The 16,475-nt window shown below is 47.2% G+C and carries 16 protein-coding genes; 7 read left to right on the top strand and 9 right to left on the bottom strand.

The annotated features are described in order from the left end of the window. Window positions 1-160: 160 nt before the first annotated feature. From ACUZ8J_RS02970 to ACUZ8J_RS02980, 3 genes are all read left to right on the top strand, one after another. Window positions 161-787, top strand: coding sequence for a c-type cytochrome (locus tag ACUZ8J_RS02970; protein WP_446693015.1), 627 nt, complete (start codon window positions 161-163; stop codon window positions 785-787). Window positions 788-797: 10 nt separating this feature from the next. Next, on the top strand, window positions 798-1,853 hold the full coding sequence (locus ACUZ8J_RS02975) for a c-type cytochrome (protein ID WP_446693016.1): 1,056 nt from the start codon (window positions 798-800) through the stop codon (window positions 1,851-1,853). Window positions 1,854-2,440: 587 nt separating this feature from the next. Continuing rightward, window positions 2,441-3,220, top strand: coding sequence for a DUF2971 domain-containing protein (locus ACUZ8J_RS02980; RefSeq protein WP_446694897.1), 780 nt, complete (start codon window positions 2,441-2,443; stop codon window positions 3,218-3,220). Between the two features lie 49 nt (window positions 3,221-3,269). Here the strand turns inward: ACUZ8J_RS02980 and ACUZ8J_RS02985 are convergent, their stop codons facing one another. Together ACUZ8J_RS02985 and ACUZ8J_RS02990 are read right to left on the bottom strand one after the other, a co-directional pair. Next, window positions 3,270-4,310 (bottom strand): IS481-like element ISShes15 family transposase, encoded by a 1,041-nt coding sequence (locus ACUZ8J_RS02985; RefSeq protein ID WP_011625997.1) that lies wholly within the window; start codon window positions 4,308-4,310, stop codon window positions 3,270-3,272. 205 nt (window positions 4,311-4,515) lie between these two features. After that, window positions 4,516-5,675, bottom strand: a protein-coding gene (locus ACUZ8J_RS02990) for an IS3 family transposase (RefSeq protein WP_446693017.1) whose coding sequence is annotated in 2 segments (ribosomal slippage) — window positions 4,516-5,426 and window positions 5,426-5,675 — 1,161 coding nt in all. Because the reading frame shifts where the segments join, the coding sequence is not laid out codon by codon here. A 330-nt stretch (window positions 5,676-6,005) separates the two neighbouring features. Here ACUZ8J_RS02990 and ACUZ8J_RS02995 point away from each other — a divergent pair. Continuing rightward, entirely contained in the window at window positions 6,006-6,365 is a 360-nt protein-coding gene (locus ACUZ8J_RS02995; protein ID WP_446693018.1) for a cysteine-rich CWC family protein, read from the top strand. Between the two features lie 4 nt (window positions 6,366-6,369). On the opposite strand, the gene ACUZ8J_RS03000 is transcribed toward ACUZ8J_RS02995, so the two are convergent. Beyond that, window positions 6,370-7,485: an energy transducer TonB gene (locus tag ACUZ8J_RS03000; protein WP_446693019.1), complete on the bottom strand. Its 1,116-nt coding sequence runs from the start codon at window positions 7,483-7,485 to the stop codon at window positions 6,370-6,372. A gap of 157 nt (window positions 7,486-7,642) precedes the next feature. Beyond that, window positions 7,643-8,452, bottom strand: coding sequence for a hydratase (locus ACUZ8J_RS03005; protein WP_446693020.1), 810 nt, complete (start codon window positions 8,450-8,452; stop codon window positions 7,643-7,645). Between the two features lie 319 nt (window positions 8,453-8,771). Here ACUZ8J_RS03005 and ACUZ8J_RS03010 point away from each other — a divergent pair, with 319 nt between their 5' ends. After that, the gene (locus tag ACUZ8J_RS03010) at window positions 8,772-9,761 is read left to right on the top strand and encodes a DMT family transporter (protein WP_446693021.1); all 990 of its coding nucleotides are present in this window, start codon (window positions 8,772-8,774) and stop codon (window positions 9,759-9,761) included. Between the two features lie 8 nt (window positions 9,762-9,769). Continuing rightward, on the top strand, window positions 9,770-10,390 hold the full coding sequence (locus ACUZ8J_RS03015; RefSeq protein ID WP_446693022.1) for an HAD family hydrolase: 621 nt from the start codon (window positions 9,770-9,772) through the stop codon (window positions 10,388-10,390). A gap of 16 nt (window positions 10,391-10,406) precedes the next feature. Here the strand turns inward: ACUZ8J_RS03015 and dkgB are convergent, their stop codons facing one another. After that, window positions 10,407-11,249 carry a 2,5-didehydrogluconate reductase DkgB gene (gene dkgB / locus ACUZ8J_RS03020; protein WP_446693023.1) on the bottom strand — a complete coding sequence of 281 codons (843 nt, stop codon included), beginning with the start codon at window positions 11,247-11,249 and terminating at the stop codon, window positions 10,407-10,409. 132 nt (window positions 11,250-11,381) lie between these two features. Further along, window positions 11,382-12,263, bottom strand: a complete 882-nt coding sequence (locus ACUZ8J_RS03025; protein WP_446693024.1) for a LysR substrate-binding domain-containing protein — start codon at window positions 12,261-12,263, stop codon at window positions 11,382-11,384. Between the two features lie 182 nt (window positions 12,264-12,445). Here ACUZ8J_RS03025 and ACUZ8J_RS03030 point away from each other — a divergent pair, with 182 nt between their 5' ends. Then, window positions 12,446-13,642, top strand: a complete 1,197-nt coding sequence (locus ACUZ8J_RS03030) for an MFS transporter (RefSeq protein WP_446693025.1) — start codon at window positions 12,446-12,448, stop codon at window positions 13,640-13,642. A gap of 60 nt (window positions 13,643-13,702) precedes the next feature. On the opposite strand, the gene ACUZ8J_RS03035 is transcribed toward ACUZ8J_RS03030, so the two are convergent. The 3 genes from ACUZ8J_RS03035 to ACUZ8J_RS03045 all read right to left on the bottom strand — a co-directional run bounded on the left by ACUZ8J_RS03035 (window position 13,703) and on the right by ACUZ8J_RS03045 (window position 16,325). Then, entirely contained in the window at window positions 13,703-14,074 is a 372-nt protein-coding gene (locus ACUZ8J_RS03035) for a hypothetical protein (protein WP_446693026.1), read from the bottom strand. A 67-nt stretch (window positions 14,075-14,141) separates the two neighbouring features. Continuing rightward, complete coding sequence (locus tag ACUZ8J_RS03040) at window positions 14,142-14,297, bottom strand: hypothetical protein (RefSeq protein ID WP_023268736.1); 156 nt, start codon at window positions 14,295-14,297, stop codon at window positions 14,142-14,144. 168 nt (window positions 14,298-14,465) lie between these two features. Further along, complete coding sequence (locus ACUZ8J_RS03045) at window positions 14,466-16,325, bottom strand: DEAD/DEAH box helicase (protein ID WP_011718375.1); 1,860 nt, start codon at window positions 16,323-16,325, stop codon at window positions 14,466-14,468. Window positions 16,326-16,475: the final 150 nt, after the last annotated feature.

Raw genomic sequence — 16,475 nt, forward strand, 5'->3', positions numbered from 1 at the left:
TTGTTCAGTGGAGATTCGAGGAGTAAGGTACAAACTCGTTTAGTGTGGGCTAAACGTGCGAACGCACCACTCAATTATCTCTTTATAACGACCTAGGTTTAGGACTTGGCTATCACTAGAGCCGCTTAAGTTCTACTCAAGGTATGTTCAAGGATAGAAAATGAATATTAAAATTAGAACATTAGCCAAAGGCATCGCGCTGATCTACGGCTGTGCCTTGACCTCTGTAGCCATAGCCAATCCAACCGCAGTCCCGCCAGCGGGACAAATCTGCGTGACCTGTCACGGCGCCGAAGGCGAGGGCATAGAACCCCTCGGCCCCCGTCTCGCTGGACTCTCGAAAGAATATATCACCACCCAATTACAACATTTTCAGGCGGGTGTGCGCCAAAACGCGACCATGATGCCGATGGCGATGACATTGCAAGGTGATGGCATCGAGCAAGTGGCGAGTTACTTCTCCGCCAAATCACCTAAGACTGAGGTCAAGCCAGTGATCCGTGGTGAGCAGGTGACCTTTAGCGACGATACCGCGCGCTTAGCCTATCAAGGTGATTGGTCTCGCGGCTTACCGGCCTGTGTGACTTGCCATGGCCCCTCGGGTTTAGGTGGCGGCATGTTCCCACGTTTAGCGGGTCAGCAGGCCAGTTATATCAAGACGCAACTGTTGGCGTGGCAAGCTGGCACTCGTAAGGGAGATGTGGACGGCATGATGGCCAATGTGGCTAACAAGCTGACCGCCGCCGAGGTGGATGCCTTAGCGAACTACTTTGCGAATTTGAAATAAGGAGCCGGCCATGAAATCTTCTGCCATCTTACTATTGGCCGCAATGGGCGTGCTGACTGCTCAAGTGCAGGCTGCGAATGAGTTACCCGATAAACAAGCGCCATTGCCCTCAGTCCCTAAAAATCCTGAGCAAAGTTATTTAACCCCAAGACCCTTAAGTGCGATTCCCGAAGGGGCCTTCGGCGATAAAGTACTCTTGGGTTATCAGTTATTTGTGAATACCCAGCAGCTGAGAGATAAGTATGTAGGTAACGAGCTTAACTGTGCCAACTGCCATATGGATGCGGGCCGTAAGGCGAATGCGTCACCGCTTTGGGGCGCCTATTTTGCGTATCCCGCGTATCGTAAAAAAGACGATAAAGTAAATACCTTTGAAGAAAGGGTACAAGGCTGTTTTAACTATTCCATGAACGGTAAAGCCCCCGCTGCGGGCAGCCCCGAGCTGGTCGCGCTATCGGCCTATGCCTACTGGTTAGGGATGAGTGGTTTAATGGATGCGGCTAACCTTGATGGCCCAGTACCAGAACTCAGCGATGCCGAATTGGTAAAAGGCGCCAAACGTGAGGATTTCCCGCTGCCTGACACGCTAGCCAAAGCCATGACAGTGGATCAACGCGCAAATCTGCCTGGCCGTGGTTATCCTGAGATCCCCAAACCTGAGCTCGCGTTCTCACCCGAGCGCGGCAAAACCGTGTATGCCGCTCACTGCCAAGCGTGCCATGGCGCAGATGGTCAAGGCCAAGCGATTGCGGGTGTTTACTCTCTGCCGCCATTATGGGGTCCTAAGAGCTACAACTGGGGCGCAGGCATGCACAGGGTCAATACGGCCGCATTCTTCATTTATGAAAACATGCCCTTCGCTAAGAGTATTCAGCTGACTAACCAACAGGCTTGGGACGTTGCGGCTTACATTAACTCCCATGAACGGCCACAGGACCCACGCAATAAGGGCGATGTGAAACAAGCTCAGGAGAAATACCATAACGACAATGACTACTACGGTGTCGAAGTCGATGGCAAAGTGCTTGGCACCGCCTCTTATCCGGTGTTTCCGAAAAAGTCTTAGTTGAGTCGCTTTGATTGACTGTTCTCGCGGTGAAATAAAGCGAGTGAATTAGTTAGGCAAAAAGCCAGCAAGTTTAAAGTGTGCTGGCTTTTTTATTTGTCAATTGTACCGAGTCATTTGGGTTTTACGTTGAAGGGGTCTTAGTATTTGCAGGCATTAACGTATAGGCTTGTCATGGCATTGGCTCGTCGACACGCAGCGAGTCCATCCGTGGATGCTCGACCGTCCCGTCCTTGGGGCGGACGGTCGTCTCGCTAATCACCATGACTCGCCTTTCGGGTATCAGTGTGGTCTGTTGATTTCAACACCGATCTTGAATGCATGAAACGTATCGAGGGAGTTGAACCCTCGCTACGTTTTCTAAGAAGCTGATTTACGTTGGTTTTTGGTCAAAGGAAACAAAGTATTGTTACACCTTACTGTATTTCTCTATTGATATAAACGATCCCGTGTGTTCATTGAGTCTAAAAACACCGTTTATGGTCTTAGCGCTACGTGTTGTAAGCGTATAATAAACAAAGTTCGTATCGCCTTTAGTACACGTTTCTATGGACGTTATGAGTAATCATAGAACAGGAGTAACCTTGATGATTCTTCAAAGATATATGGATCTGCCTAAATTTGTGAGTTTACTGCAAACTAAGTCTATCTATTTAGCTAAGATGGCGGCATTTGATGACGCTTTGGAAGGCGGGTTAACAGTATCAGATTTTTTCAAAGTATCTAATGCTCCGATACTATTTGATTTGGCGCTTAATTTAGCATGTCCAGTTGATAACGAATCCCAAGCAGATAGAGAAGAAAGAGCGACTGCTGCCCGTAAAGCTCAAAATGAAATCCGTGAGAAAACATTCGTAACGCCATTTGGTGTTTATCAATGTGACAAAGCTGAACAACTTTTTCCAATATGTAAACAATGGCTATACGTTAGTTGCTGGCATCAATCACCACATGAATGCTCTGCCATGTGGAAAATATACGGCAGTGACAAAAATTCAGTTTGCATCTTTACAACAGTGGAAAAATTAAAGGCTTCTATATCACCAAATAACTTATTTAAAAACATAGGTTTTCGTCAAGTTAACTACATTAGTCATATAGAGCATGAATTCTCTAGTGATCCTATATCTCCTTTCATTGCCAAATCAAAACCGTACACTTTTGAAAACGAATTTAGAGTTGTTGCTTGGAATGAGAATGTCGATTTGACAGAGAACAGCGTCAACAGTGAGACTGGAGCATTGTTAGGTGTAAAACTAGAAACACTTATCGATAAAATCGTAATTTCGCCATATTCAGATCCATGGTTCAAGAACTCTGTAGAAAACCTATGTAATGGATTTGGTATATCGGTTGACGTGTACTAGCTCAGACCTGATCTGACAGTTACCCATTTTTTAGGGTGCTACTGTCAGCTTAGATTTGAGCTAAATTCTTTTCAGCCCAAAACCGTTTCCCATCTATTAATGTGGCCAGTGGTGTTCTGCCGCAGCACATTTTACCTTGATGGGTTCGTTCATTGTTGTAATAAGCCAGCCATTCGTCCAGATCTTTTTGTAGTTCCTCCATGTTAGCGTACAGTTTTTTTCGGAAAGTAACCTGATAAAACTCATTCAAAATAGTTTTATGGAACCGTTCGCAGATCCCATTCGTTTGCGGGTGTCGCGCCTTCGTCTTAGTGTGTTCTATATCGTTAATTGCTAAATACAGCTGATAGTCGTGCTGTTCCACTTTGCCACAGTATTCGGTTCCTCTGTCAGTTAAAATGCGCAACATGGGCAGCGCCTGTGTTTCAAAGAACGGTAATACTCTGTCGTTGAGTAAATCGGCCGAGGTGATTGGGGTTTTCGTGGTATACAGTTTCGCGAAAGCAACTTTGCTGTAAGTATCGACAAAGGTTTGCTGATAAATCCTGCCTACGCCCTTAAGACTACCAACGTAAAAGGTATCTTGTGAGCCGAGATAACCTGGATGATGCGTTTCAATTTCACCACATGCTTCATCGTCTTGCTGCTTACGCTCAAGGGCGGCAACTTGTTCATCCGAAAGGATTATCCCTTCTAGCTCGACTTTGGCTTCGAGGGCTTTTAATCGCTTTTTGAAGTTCTCTAAGCCATGCCGTAACCAAATGGAGCGCACGCCACTGGCGGAGACAAATATCCCTTGTTTTCGAAGCTCGTTACTAGAGCGAGACTGCCCATGGGCAGGAAATGCGATAGCATGTGTTAAGACGGCATTTTCAGTTACATCATCAACACGATTCTTGAGGTTAGGTGTTCTTCTGGACTGATTAATCAACGACTCAACACCGCCGTTTTCAACCAGCTCTTGATAGCGATAGAAAGTATCACGGGAAAGCCCCATGACTTTACAAGCTCTAGACACGTTTCCCAATTCTTCAGCGAGATTGAGTAAACCAGCTTTGTGTTTAATGATGGGATTGTTAGTATGAAGCATGAGAGTTACCTTTTTGCTTTGATTAAGTTTCGACACCTTTATCAAAACGGGTAACTCTCATCTTTTCAAGATGATGTGTCAGATCTAGTCTGAACTAATACAGTTGACGTCATTGACTCTGAAATAAGAATGCAGCCTCTTAAGGGTTTCTATGATGCATTGTCTCATTTAGATAAATTAGTTTGATAGCTAAAGTTTGTACTGGTCAATCCAAACTGGACACTTTTACTTGAGAATTTTCAAACTCTACAGGTGACATATCGTCATTAGCAGAATGCAGTCGCTCCAAGTTGTAATATTTCATGTAAGCAGTCACATCTTGCTTCATAAACTCCCTTGTTGGTTGATTAACTTTAAAAATCCAATCGTGTTTTAAGCTGCCAAAAAATCGCTCAACAACGGCATTATCCCAACACGCCCCCACATCACCCATGCTGGCTCGGATACCATAACTCGATAGCAGCCTACCGAATTGCTTACTGGTATATTGCGAGCCTCGGTCACTGTGAAATACCAGCCCTCGCGCTGGTTGTCGCAGGTTGTAGGCTTTTATTAATGCCTTAGATATCAAATCTGTGGTCATGCGTTTGTTTATGTGCCATCCCACAATCCGGCGTGAATATAAATCCATCACCACTGCTAAATACATCCAGCCTTCACCCGTCTTTAAATAGGTCACGTCACCCGCCCAGACCTGATTAGCCGATACTGGATTAAAGTTCATATTTAACAGGTTATCAGCCACTGCATCTGAGTGTTTTCGCTGCGTAGTCACCTTGTAAGCGCGTCGCTGGGTTCCTTTAAGTCGAAGGCGGTGCATAATTTTACGAACGAGATAGCGACCAACCTGGTAGCCTTCCTTGCGCAATTTCTTCACCATTTCACGATTCCCTAAGCTGCCTCGACTTTGCTTAAATAGCTGTCGAACAAGGCGATAAAGCTTCAGTGTTTCAAGGCTTATCACGTTTGCAGGGCGTTTATGCCAATCGTAATAGCCTGACTTACTGACACTCATTACTCGACATAACAGTGCTATGGGAAACAGGTGAGATTGCAGTTTGATGAAACGAAATCTTACTTCATTTCTTTCGCAAAGAAGGCGCTTGCCTTTTTTAGAATTTCTTTCTCCATGCGCAATTCTTTGTTTTCTCTACGCAATCGCTTCAACTCATCCCGCTCAGACTCTTCTAAGGTGATACCTTGTTTCAGGGCTTCGTGTTTTTCTTTCCAGTTGTAAAGCAGGCTCGTGCTAACTCCAAGAGACTTTGCCGCATCGGCAACGCTATAACCTTGCTCTAGCACCATCAAGACGGCTTCATCTTTAAATGCCTGCGGATAACTTTTATGTGATTTCTTCAGACTCATATAGACCTCTTAATTTATTGACCATACTGTCTCAAAATTAAGTGTCCGATGGGATTAGACCAGAACAGTTGGCAATGTGTAAAGCATTATAATTGATAGACGAAAAACAAAATCACCATGTATGAATCGATGAATACATTTTCCATAATGCAGGAATCCGGCTTACTGAGCTAAATGAATACGGTCAACTAAAGGGCAATAAATACCTAGATGTTTATTTGCACGATTAATCGATATGATGAGTGCCTTGATGTTGGAATGATTATTCCAACATTAATGAAAAAACCATTATTATTTCTGCATTATCACTCCGATACCATAAGGATTAGCGTGCCTAAGCACTTACCAGAATCTCAGTTCGATGCCGTGCAGCTGTGCCCTTTATGCCAAGGGGCGAATCAGTGTGCAATGACTCTTGGGGCTGATATCAGTGACTGTTGGTGTGCTAAGCAGGCGTTTCCGAAGTTGACTCAATTGCTATCTGGCGATTTGGCGGCAGGCTTATCGACAGGCGATACAGCGGGGCTGAGTGCCGATAAGTTAGCGCAACTATTATCGCTGCCTGCGACGGCTTGTATTTGTGAGACTTGTTTAAGCCGGATAAAGCGCGAGCTAACTGCTTCAGTTACTTCAGAAAATAAAAACAGCCCACCGGGATTAGGCGATGGGCTGGGATATGAAGTGAAGTAACCGATTAAGACTTATCTGTGAAATAGTCTATACGCACAGTCGTTTGAGCTGCTACGGGCTTGCCATGTTCAAACTTAGGCGCATAGCGCCATTCTTCGATCATTTTCAGTGTGGATTTTTCAAATAGCACACCGCCTTTTGATTCGAGCACTTCAGGATTTTTCACAAATCCCATCTCATCAACAGTGAAGTTAAGGGTCACATAACCGCTTTTACGTTGCATAAGGTAGGACTTAGGGTATTTGGGTTCCGTGCGAAATAGCGGTTGTTGCTCCTGCATGTCCGCCCAAGGGCGCATTTTGCCGATAGCGATACAGTGGGCGGTCGATTCGTCACGCTTTCCTTGGCGCTCATAGAGTTCGACTAGATAAGCATGGGCGCTTAACGCATAAGGGTGAGTATAGTTAAGGACTTCAAATTGCTTAACCACCTCTAACAGTAATGGAATCGCCTTATTATCATGCCTTTCGGCATATTCAACGGTGCCGACTACATAGGTAGCTTTGACTCTGTCAAGGGCATTTTCGGGCAGAATTTCTTTGTAAGTTTCATAGGCCTCGAAGGCATAGTCTCTTACCTTAGCCGTGTACAATTCTGTTTTGCTGAGGCGAGCAACGGTTGCCATTTTTACATCCGCTAACAGCTTTTTATTTGCTGTTTTTTCAGCAATTTCAATAGCATTTTCAAAAAGCCCTTTCGCCACGGTCAGATTAGATGAGGTTTCCGCTGCGCCGAGTATCGGGTCGATAAGCTCAGCTGCATGCTCGCCGTAATGCTTTTTATAATTGCTTAATGCGAGTTGATATAACTCATTCGCCTTCGCTGTTTGTGGCAAATTCTTTTCTTCAAATGGGTAAGGGGCGACTTGCTTCTCTATTGCACCAGCCCAGTTCATGGCGAGGTTAGCTAAGTCGACACTGTCCTTCGCATATTGAGCTTCCCCCAGTTCGAAGGCTCTTTTGGCGCTGGCTTCTATTTGGGCGTTATCACCTTGTTTGAGTGCGGTTTGGTAGTCACTGTAGGCTTGGGAAAATGTGTTTTCCGAGGCATTTATGGGTAACGAAGTACTTAAGGTTAAAGCAAATAGACTGGCTAAGGGTAATATTTTTCCGTCTAACATCTTGTATATCCTTATATTTAGTTCTATCGGATAGTACAAATGTTTCACTCTTGATACAAGCTTGTTTTCGCGCTGTTGGTCAGTAGGGGATTAGGAAGGTAAGCATTTGCCTACCTTCTGACTTTGCCGATTGGTTTGGTACTCTTTAGTGCGTGACTTATTTAGTTACGAACTGCAAACCAAATTGACCTAACTCGCCGTAGTGGAATTGGCAATGCTGATTGAGCGGCAGATCTAACACCCCTGCATAGGAGCCTGTGATCACATACTGTCCTCGGGTTAAGCCAATCCCTTGGGCAGATAAGAAGTTGACCAACCAGTAGAGTCCGGCCTTAGGGAAACCATTTGGATGAACCGCGGCTTTTTGCAGCGTTTCACTTGCTTGCTGTCCGCCAGTGGCGATTTCAACACTCAGGGCGAAATGGCCTGTTTCAGCCGAGGTTGAGATTTCTGGCCCTAACCACAAGCCTTGATTGACTAAACCATCGGCGAGGGCATCGAAGTGGTTGGCTTCGCTTGGGTTTTGATAACGACTTTTGATCAGTTCTAAGGCGAGGCGCGTTTTACCTAGGGCGGCGTCGATTTCGGCTTCCGAATAAGGCGTGGCTCGTGGTGGTAAATCGCTGCCAATTTCAAAGGCGAGCTCGGGTTCGACACGGGCAAGCCCTTTGCTCGAAGGGTAAAGCGGACACTCAGCGGTTTCGATATACACATCATGTTGATAGATAGGCGCTACCACGGTTTTTTCGGCGGTTGGCAGTAGGCACTTCCACCCAGCAATCGGGTTGTCTTGGGCGCTAAACTGCTGCGCAATGGTCTGCTGGATGGCAAAAGCCTGAGGGAAATCTTTCGGTCTTAGCGCTTCTTGCAACAGCGCGCCCGCTTCACCTTTGGCGCGTCGCTGCGCGAGTTCTTGTGCTGCTGCGTTAATGCACTCAAGCTGTGCTTTAGCGTCTGTCTGTGGCATGTTTAATCCTAACTAACTTATTTAAAAGGACTTATGCAGAGTCGTTTATGTCGCAATTACTGAGCGCATAAGGCATAACTCGACTCTGTAAATCCAATTTGAGCTAAAAGAGAAATTGCGCTCAATATACCTTTTTGTGCTGCTAAAGGCTTGATAAAACTTCTCTTGAAATGCTCTGCATTTATCGCCAGTCAAGATTGATTTAGTGTCAGCTTAACTATCCAATCCGGCTGAAAAGTTAATCGTTTTTTAGGCTAGATCTTAGCGCGCCGTGGTGCCAGAATGGCGTTCCTTTCTGCGGTACTACTGGGACTTTTCCGTGAATCAAAGCCACTCTGGAGCCTTGGCAACTAATCATGCTCAATTAGGATTGTTGTTTATTTCTGTCGCCGTGTTGTTTTGGGGCATGTTACCCATAGCGCTTAAGCTGTCGGGGAGTTTTATCGATCCTGTAACTTTGACTTGGTTCCGTTTTTTAGTGGCGCTCATCGTCAGTATTTTGGTGCAGTGGAGCGCGGGCAGTTTAAAGCAGTTTGTGGCGCTCGATGCCAAGGTTTGGCTCAGGCTTATCCTCGCTGGGCTGTTTTTAATGCTTAACTATGTGTCATTCGTGTATTCCCTCGACTATCTGGCACCGGGGGCCGCGCAGCTTAATTTTCAAACCTCGCCATTTTTCCTCGCCTTTGGCGGCGTATTGTTTTTTAAAGAACGCTTGAATGCGGTGCAGCTCAGTTGTTTTGCCAGCTTAGCTTTAGGGATGTTGATGTTTTTCCATCCCTATTTAGATTTTTCCGCCACCGATAACCATGAGATCTGGCTTGGAGTGATGATAGTGCAGTTTTCCGCATTGTCATGGACTACCTATGCGTTGCTGCAAAAGTCACTGTTGAACCGTTTGTCCCCCGCCAACGTACTCTTAGTCATCTACGCCTTAGGGATCTTTGCGATGGCGCCCTTTAGCGATTTTAGTCAGTTTGCACAAATGGATAGCTTCGACTGGCAAGTGGCGCTGTTTTGCGCCGCCAATACCTTAATTGCCTACGGCTGCTTCGGACAATCGATGAAATACTGGCCGACGGCACAGGTCAGCGCCATGCTGGCGTTAACGCCGGTATTTAGCTTTAGCGCCACGGCATTAGTGGTGAGTATCGGTTGGTGGCCTGATGTATTTAAGGCCGATAAATTAGATGCGCTATCGCTCTTTGGCATAGGTGTGATTATTGTGTCAGTGATGGTGGTGCAGTTACTGCCCCTGTATCGCCAGCGCCGCGCACGACGTTTGCAACCCGCTTCACAAACTACTGAATAGGTATCCGAGTGATAACACGCCTGACCGATATTCAACTTGAACAGATCCGCGGGGTGATCTTCGACCTCGACGGCACGCTTGCCCATTCAAACCCAGATTTTAAAGGCTTAAGGGCGGCATTAGGTATTGGCTCGGGGACCGATATTCTCGAGCATATACATAGCCTCGACACCACAATGGCTAAGATGGAGGCGCTGGAAATTGTCCATGACTACGAGCTGGAAAGTTCGCGTCAGGCGAGCTGGATTGAAGGGGCGCAGGCGCTGATTGCCTTTTTAAAGACGCGGCAACTGCCTCTGGCGATTTTGACCCGCAATATGCCCGAGGCGGCCAAAATCACCATCGAAAAACTCGGTATTGATATTCCTTTAGTGCTGACCCGTTACGATGCCGAGCCTAAACCTCACCCGCAGGGGATCCACTTAATTTGCGAGCAATGGCAGTTGAATCCGGCGGATATCTTGTATGTGGGGGATTATCTATTCGATCTGCAAACCGCGCAAAATGCCGGTAGTCGCTGCGCCCTCTACTGCCCAGAAGAGGTGCCCGACTATGCTCAAGCGGCGGATTTGCTCATCGCTAATTATCAGAGCTTTATCGACGCTTGGGTATTAGAAGCTAAAGGCTAACTCAAGCGCGGACGGACTAATCCCAATCGGGGGCAAAGTCAGGATCTGCGACCCTGTGATTGCGATCCAGTTGATTGATTTGCTCGATTTCTGCTGGCGTTAAGCTAATCCTTGCTGCGGCAAGGTTGCTGCGAACATTCTCTCTTTGGGTTGAGGAGGGAATGGTGGCAAAACCTAATTGTCGCAGCCATGCCAACACAATTTGTGCGGGAGTGGCTCGATGCGCCATGGCTAAGTTGACAATGGTTGCATCCTGCAACACTGCGCCATAGGCAAATGGCATGTATCCCGTTACTAATACATTGTGTTGTTTACAAAAATCCGTCACTTTGCGATTGATGAGATAGGGATGCACTTCTACTTGATTGGTATAAATAACGCCTTCGCCTAAGATGGCAATCGCTTGCGCGAGTTGTACATTGGTAAAGTTTGATACGCCAATGCGACGGGTCAGGCCTTTATCGAATACTGCTTTGAGTTCTGAAAGATACTCGACCATATTGGGTTCATCGCTGTTTAACGGCCAATGGATGAGTAACAGGTCAAGATACTCGGTTTGCAGCGCCGTTAGACTGTCGATAACGCTAGTCTCAAAGCGTTCCTTCGTCAGGTTTTCAGTCCAAACTTTGGTCGTGATAAACAGTTCTTGGCGTGGGATCCCTGAGGCGTTAATCGCATCCCCGACCGCCGATTCATTACCATAAATTTGTGCCGTATCGATATGGCGTGAACCTTCTTCGAGTGCCATCAACACTGCATCGAACGCAGCTTTATCTTTCAGCCTGAATGTTCCTGTGCCCAGCATCGGCATCGCTGTCAGAGGCGTTTGGTTAAATGCTGTCGCATTGGTGTGAGTCATATTCTTCCCCTTATTCTGTGGATGGAGTAACTGTCACCGATCACGCTTTGTTGATAAAGAGGCTAAAGCACAAATGATTTTTGCTATTACCGCAACAATCTATGGTACTTAACGCTCTAATCACCTCTAAATTTAAAGGGTTAGCCGAGGTTGAATAAAATCAATAAAGGCGGAGATCCGCCGAGCAACGGTTGAGGTCTTGTAATAGACGGCATTGACTTGTTCCCGCTCTATATTCACGATTCGCTCGTTTTCTAGTAAAGGCAATAAACGACCGTGGGCAATATCATCGCTGACCATAAAGCCAGACAGGCAGGCTATGCCGTTACCCGCGAGGGCTAATTGACGTACGGTTTCGCCATTGCTTGCCCGCATTGTGGGAGCAATGGGTTCCAGTCCTTTAAGTGGCCATTGATTCAAGACCTTAGCGCCCGTAAAACCGATAAGACTGTGGTGGCTTAGTTCGCTGACGCTTTTAGGTAAACCGCGTTTGGCGAGGTATTCCTTAGAGGCGACAATATGCAGTTTACTCTTACCTAAGGGTCTAGCGTGCAGGGTTGAATCGGTGAGTTTTCCGATACGAATCGCCACATCGGTGCGCTTTTCAATCAAGTCGACAAAGCCTTCGTTCGAGGTCAGTTCTAGCTCTATCTCGGGGTAAAGCTGTTTAAACTCATGCACTAAGGGGACTATCTGGTGTAGCACAAAAGGGCTGGCAGCATCGACTCTAAGCTTACCCTTAGGTTGCTCCCCTCTACTCATAAGTTCTTCTTCCGCTAACTGTATGGTTTGCAGCCCAAGCCTAACTGCATCGACAAACAGACGTCCCTCATTGGTTAATTCGACTCGTCGAGTCGTGCGGTTGAGCAGGGTGACTTGCAACTGACTCTCAAGTTTGGTCACAGCTCTTGAAACCCTAGCGACTTGAATATCGAGCGCTTCGGCCGCTGCGGAAAATCCGCCACTATCGACCACAGTGAGTAGTATCTGTAAGTCATCTGAGCGAGTCAGCATGTCAGTCTCCAATGAGGTAATTAGTTACGTTTATAGCAAAAATCATTTGTAAAAATCACTCTTTTTGACAATAAACTTTATCGTCAAGATAGCGCCATCTGAAGTTAAGCGAGTAGGTTTAACTTCAGCTCTATTAGCCCTTATCGAGCTTGTCGCTCGTTTAATACAGGATGGACGCCATCATGCCTTTAGCTTTACTCGCATTGACGCTAAGCGCCTTTGCTATTGGAACAACTGAGTTTGTCATCGTGGGATTAATTCCCACTATGGCGCAGGACTTACAGGTTTCTCTCCCCTCGGCGGGATTATTAGTCAGCCTCTATGCCCTTGGGGTAGCCGTTGGCGCCCCAGTATTAACGGCGTTAACGGGGCATTGGAATCGTAAACATGTGTTATTAGCGGTAATGACGCTATTCGTTGCGGGGAATGTGCTCGCGTGGCAAGCCCCGAGTTATGAAACTCTGATTGCAGCGCGGGTGATCACTGGTTTAGCCCATGGGGTGTTCTTTTCGATTGGCTCAACCATTGCCACGGGACTGGTACCAAAGGAAAAAGCGGCCAGCGCCATTGCGATTATGTTTACAGGACTGACCGTCGCACTGGTAACAGGAGTGCCCCTAGGGACTTATATCGGCCAGAGTTTTGGTTGGCAATCGACCTTTTTAGCCGTTGCTCTGCTTGGTCTTATCGCTTTGATAGGCAGTACATTCTTAGTGCCGAACAATCTTAAGCAGACCCGTGCTGCCAGTTTACTGACCCAAGCTAAAGTGTTGACCGAGCCAAGGCTGCTACTGGTATTTGCCATTACAGCAATTGGGTATGGCGGTACTTTTGTCGCCTTTACCTTTCTTGCGCCGATTTTACAGCAGATCAGTGGCTTCGATGCGAGTGCGATAGGGATTATCATGTTGGTGTATGGTGTCTCGGTTGCCATAGGTAACATCTGGGGCGGTAAGATGGCCGATAACATGGGGCCAATCAAAGCCCTCAGTTATATTTTTACTGGTTTAGCTGCGGTGTTGTTTATCTTCCATTTTACGGCGTTAAACCCTATTACCGCTGTGTTAACCATACTCGTTTGGGGCGCTTTCGCCTTTGGCAATGTTCCTGGATTACAGGTCTATGTTGTCAAACTGGCTGAAACCTATGCTCCAACCGCAGTAGATGTAGCGTCGGGATTAAATATCGCCGCCTTCAACATTGGAATTGCCTTAGGTGCTTGGGGCGGCGGACTCATTGTCGAGCAGATGGGATTAATGCAAACCCCATTGATTGGTGCGCTAGTGGTGATTGCGGCGCTGCTATTAACTCGCCTGAGTGGTTATTTGGATACTCGAACTGAGCCTGTTGATGCCTCAGTCGATGGTGTTAAGCAATAGGTTGCTGTTGCAATATGGGCTTGCTAACCACAGTGTTTGCAAGCCTATTAAAGTCTAAATTTAGTGCCCAGCTGTATTCGTGGTTAAGGCATCTTGCTTATCTTGCTTAAGCCCAAGCCGAATACTGTCGAGCAATGCCACTAACCAGCAGAGCAAAAAGCCATAGAGCAGTTCATTGGCATTGGCCATGGTGGTTTGGGTTTGTTGAGTGATTTCGGCGGATATCACGCCGACATCTAAGGGTAAGGTGCCATTTTGGATCTCTAAGGCGATCACTTGTGCCACTTGATAGATTTGCATGAGGAGCAGCATAAGGCTGATGACAGCTAAGCTGAAAAACACCAGCGCCGAACGTTTATGTTTAAGGTAAAAGTGGCCGCTGCCGGGGGCGATAAAAGCGGATAACAGGCCTGCGGTAAGGGCTTTTTTCATCGAAATACATTAATTGTGTTGCCAAAGACTAAGGCGACACTAATAGACATGTCAGCTTAAGTGCAAGTTAATTTGCCATGGCGACTAACAATCCAATAAAGCCTGCAAACAGAGTACAACCGACAAGTACCATGATTAATAAGGTTTTATCTTCGCTGCATGACTTAGCTAGCTCGGGCAGTGATGAGATAAATGGGTAAATGATCAGCGCTAAAAAATCCATTTAGCGTCCTTAAGTTAAGCATCCTGCTATTGACTATACCTGCTCGAAATATCAACTGGCCAGTGAAGTTTGAGCGGGAGCTATTTTAAGATAACAAAAAAGGAGCCTAGGCTCCTTTTTTAATGCGTTTGTTTAAATCTGCTTAACCTAACGACTTAGGTTTGGCGATTACTCTTCGCGTGGTTTACGTGGTCTACGCTCGCCTGCTGGCTTGTCTGAACGTGGTTTGCGATCAGCAAATGGCTTGTCACCAGAGGCTGAACGTGGTTTACGCTCGCCCATTGGACGGTCACCACGTGGACGACGGTCGCTACGTGCGCCACGGCCTGAATCTACGAAAACTTGATCGCCAGCTTCACGGATGTTCAGTGGCTTGCCACATACGCGCACTTTCTTCAGGTGCTGCAGCACTTCTTTTGGCATGCCGTCTGGCAGGTCAACGGTAGTCACTGCATCATATAGCTGGATGGCACCGATGTAACGGCTGTCGATGTTCGCTTCGTTTGCAATAGCGCCAACGATGTTGCCCACACCCACGCCATTGTCACGACCCACGTCGATAACATAACGGCACATCTTCAGATCTGGGTTATCTTTTAATGCTTCTGCGCTACCAAGGCTTGCTGGCATTGGACGCGATTCACGGCTACGACGTTCACCGCGCTCGCCACGTTCAGCACCACGTTCGCTGCGCTCATCGCGAGTACGTTCTTGAATCGCGGGTAATTGCAGTGGGCGCTCTTGCTGAACTTGGTGCAGCAGGGCTGCGGCCAGCAGATCGGTATCCACTTCCAGTTGTTGACATAACTGGGCAACCGCTTCGCGCATAAAGTCCAGATCTTGTGTCATGGTTTGCGCTAACTGCTCACCTAGGCGAGATAGACGACGTTCTGCAACTGTCTCTGGGCTTGGCACTTTCATTGGCGAAATACGGCTGTTCGTTGCGCGCTCGATGGTGCGCAGCATACGCATTTCACGGCTGGTCACGAACAGAATCGCCATACCCGTACGGCCAGCACGGCCAGTACGACCGATACGGTGTACGTAAGCTTCAGTATCGTAAGGGATATCGTAGTTCACTACGTGGCCGATACGCTCAACGTCCAGACCACGGGCCGCAACGTCGGTCGCGATCAGAATGTCTAGCTTGCCGCTTTTCAGTTGTTCAACCGCACGCTCACGGGCTTGCTGGTTCATATCACCGTGCAGTGGTGATGAAGCGTAGCCGCGGGCTTCGAGTTTTTCTGCTAATTCAACGCATGAGTTACGGGTACGAACGAAGATGATGATACCTTCGGTATTTTCAACTTCTAATACGCGTACTAAGGCTTCTAACTTGTTGTGCTGAGACACTTGCACGAAACGTTGCTCGATAGAGTCAACAGTAGTGTGGCTCGCAGCGATGCTGATGTTAGTCGCATCTTTTAAGTGCTTGTTAGCAACACGCTTGATTTGTTCTGGCATAGTGGCCGAGAACAGTGCCAGTTGGCGCTGCTCTGGTGTGTGCTCCAGAATCCATTCGATATCGTCGATAAAGCCCATTTTTAACATTTCGTCGGCTTCGTCGAGTACCAGCGCTTGCAGGGTTTCCAGCTTTAAGGTGCCACGGCGCATATGGTCCATAACACGGCCCGGTGTACCCACGATAACCTGTGGGCCACGCTTCAGGGCGTTTAATTGCTGATGCATGCTCTGACCGCCATAGATTGGCAGTACATGGAAACCTTTCATAAATTTCGCGTAGCTGCTGAAAGCTTCTGCTACTTGCACCGCTAATTCGCGGGTTGGCGCTAATACTAAAATTTGTGGAACAGCTTGGCTGGTCACTTTGTTGAGCAGAGGCAGGGCGAAGGCGCCAGTTTTACCTGTACCTGTTTGTGCCTGACCTAAAATATCTTTGCCAGCCATTAATGGGTCGATACTGGCTGATTGGATTGGCGTTGGGTTTTCGTAACCTAGCTCGTCAAGAGCACGCAACAAATTCTCGGACAAGCCGAGTTCACGGAAAGTTCTTTCACTGGATGACATTGGGTTGTAGCCTTGTGGATGCGCCCGGATTGGCGCTTAAGTTTCACAGACAGAAAATCAACCCCGTGTCGATTTCCCGCACCGAAAACGCCAGATTATAGCAGCATTTTAGCCGCTTTACCAAGTGACTCTCGGATAAATACAGGGTTT

It is taken from the genome of Shewanella sp. Koi 1, from assembly GCF_052907445.1.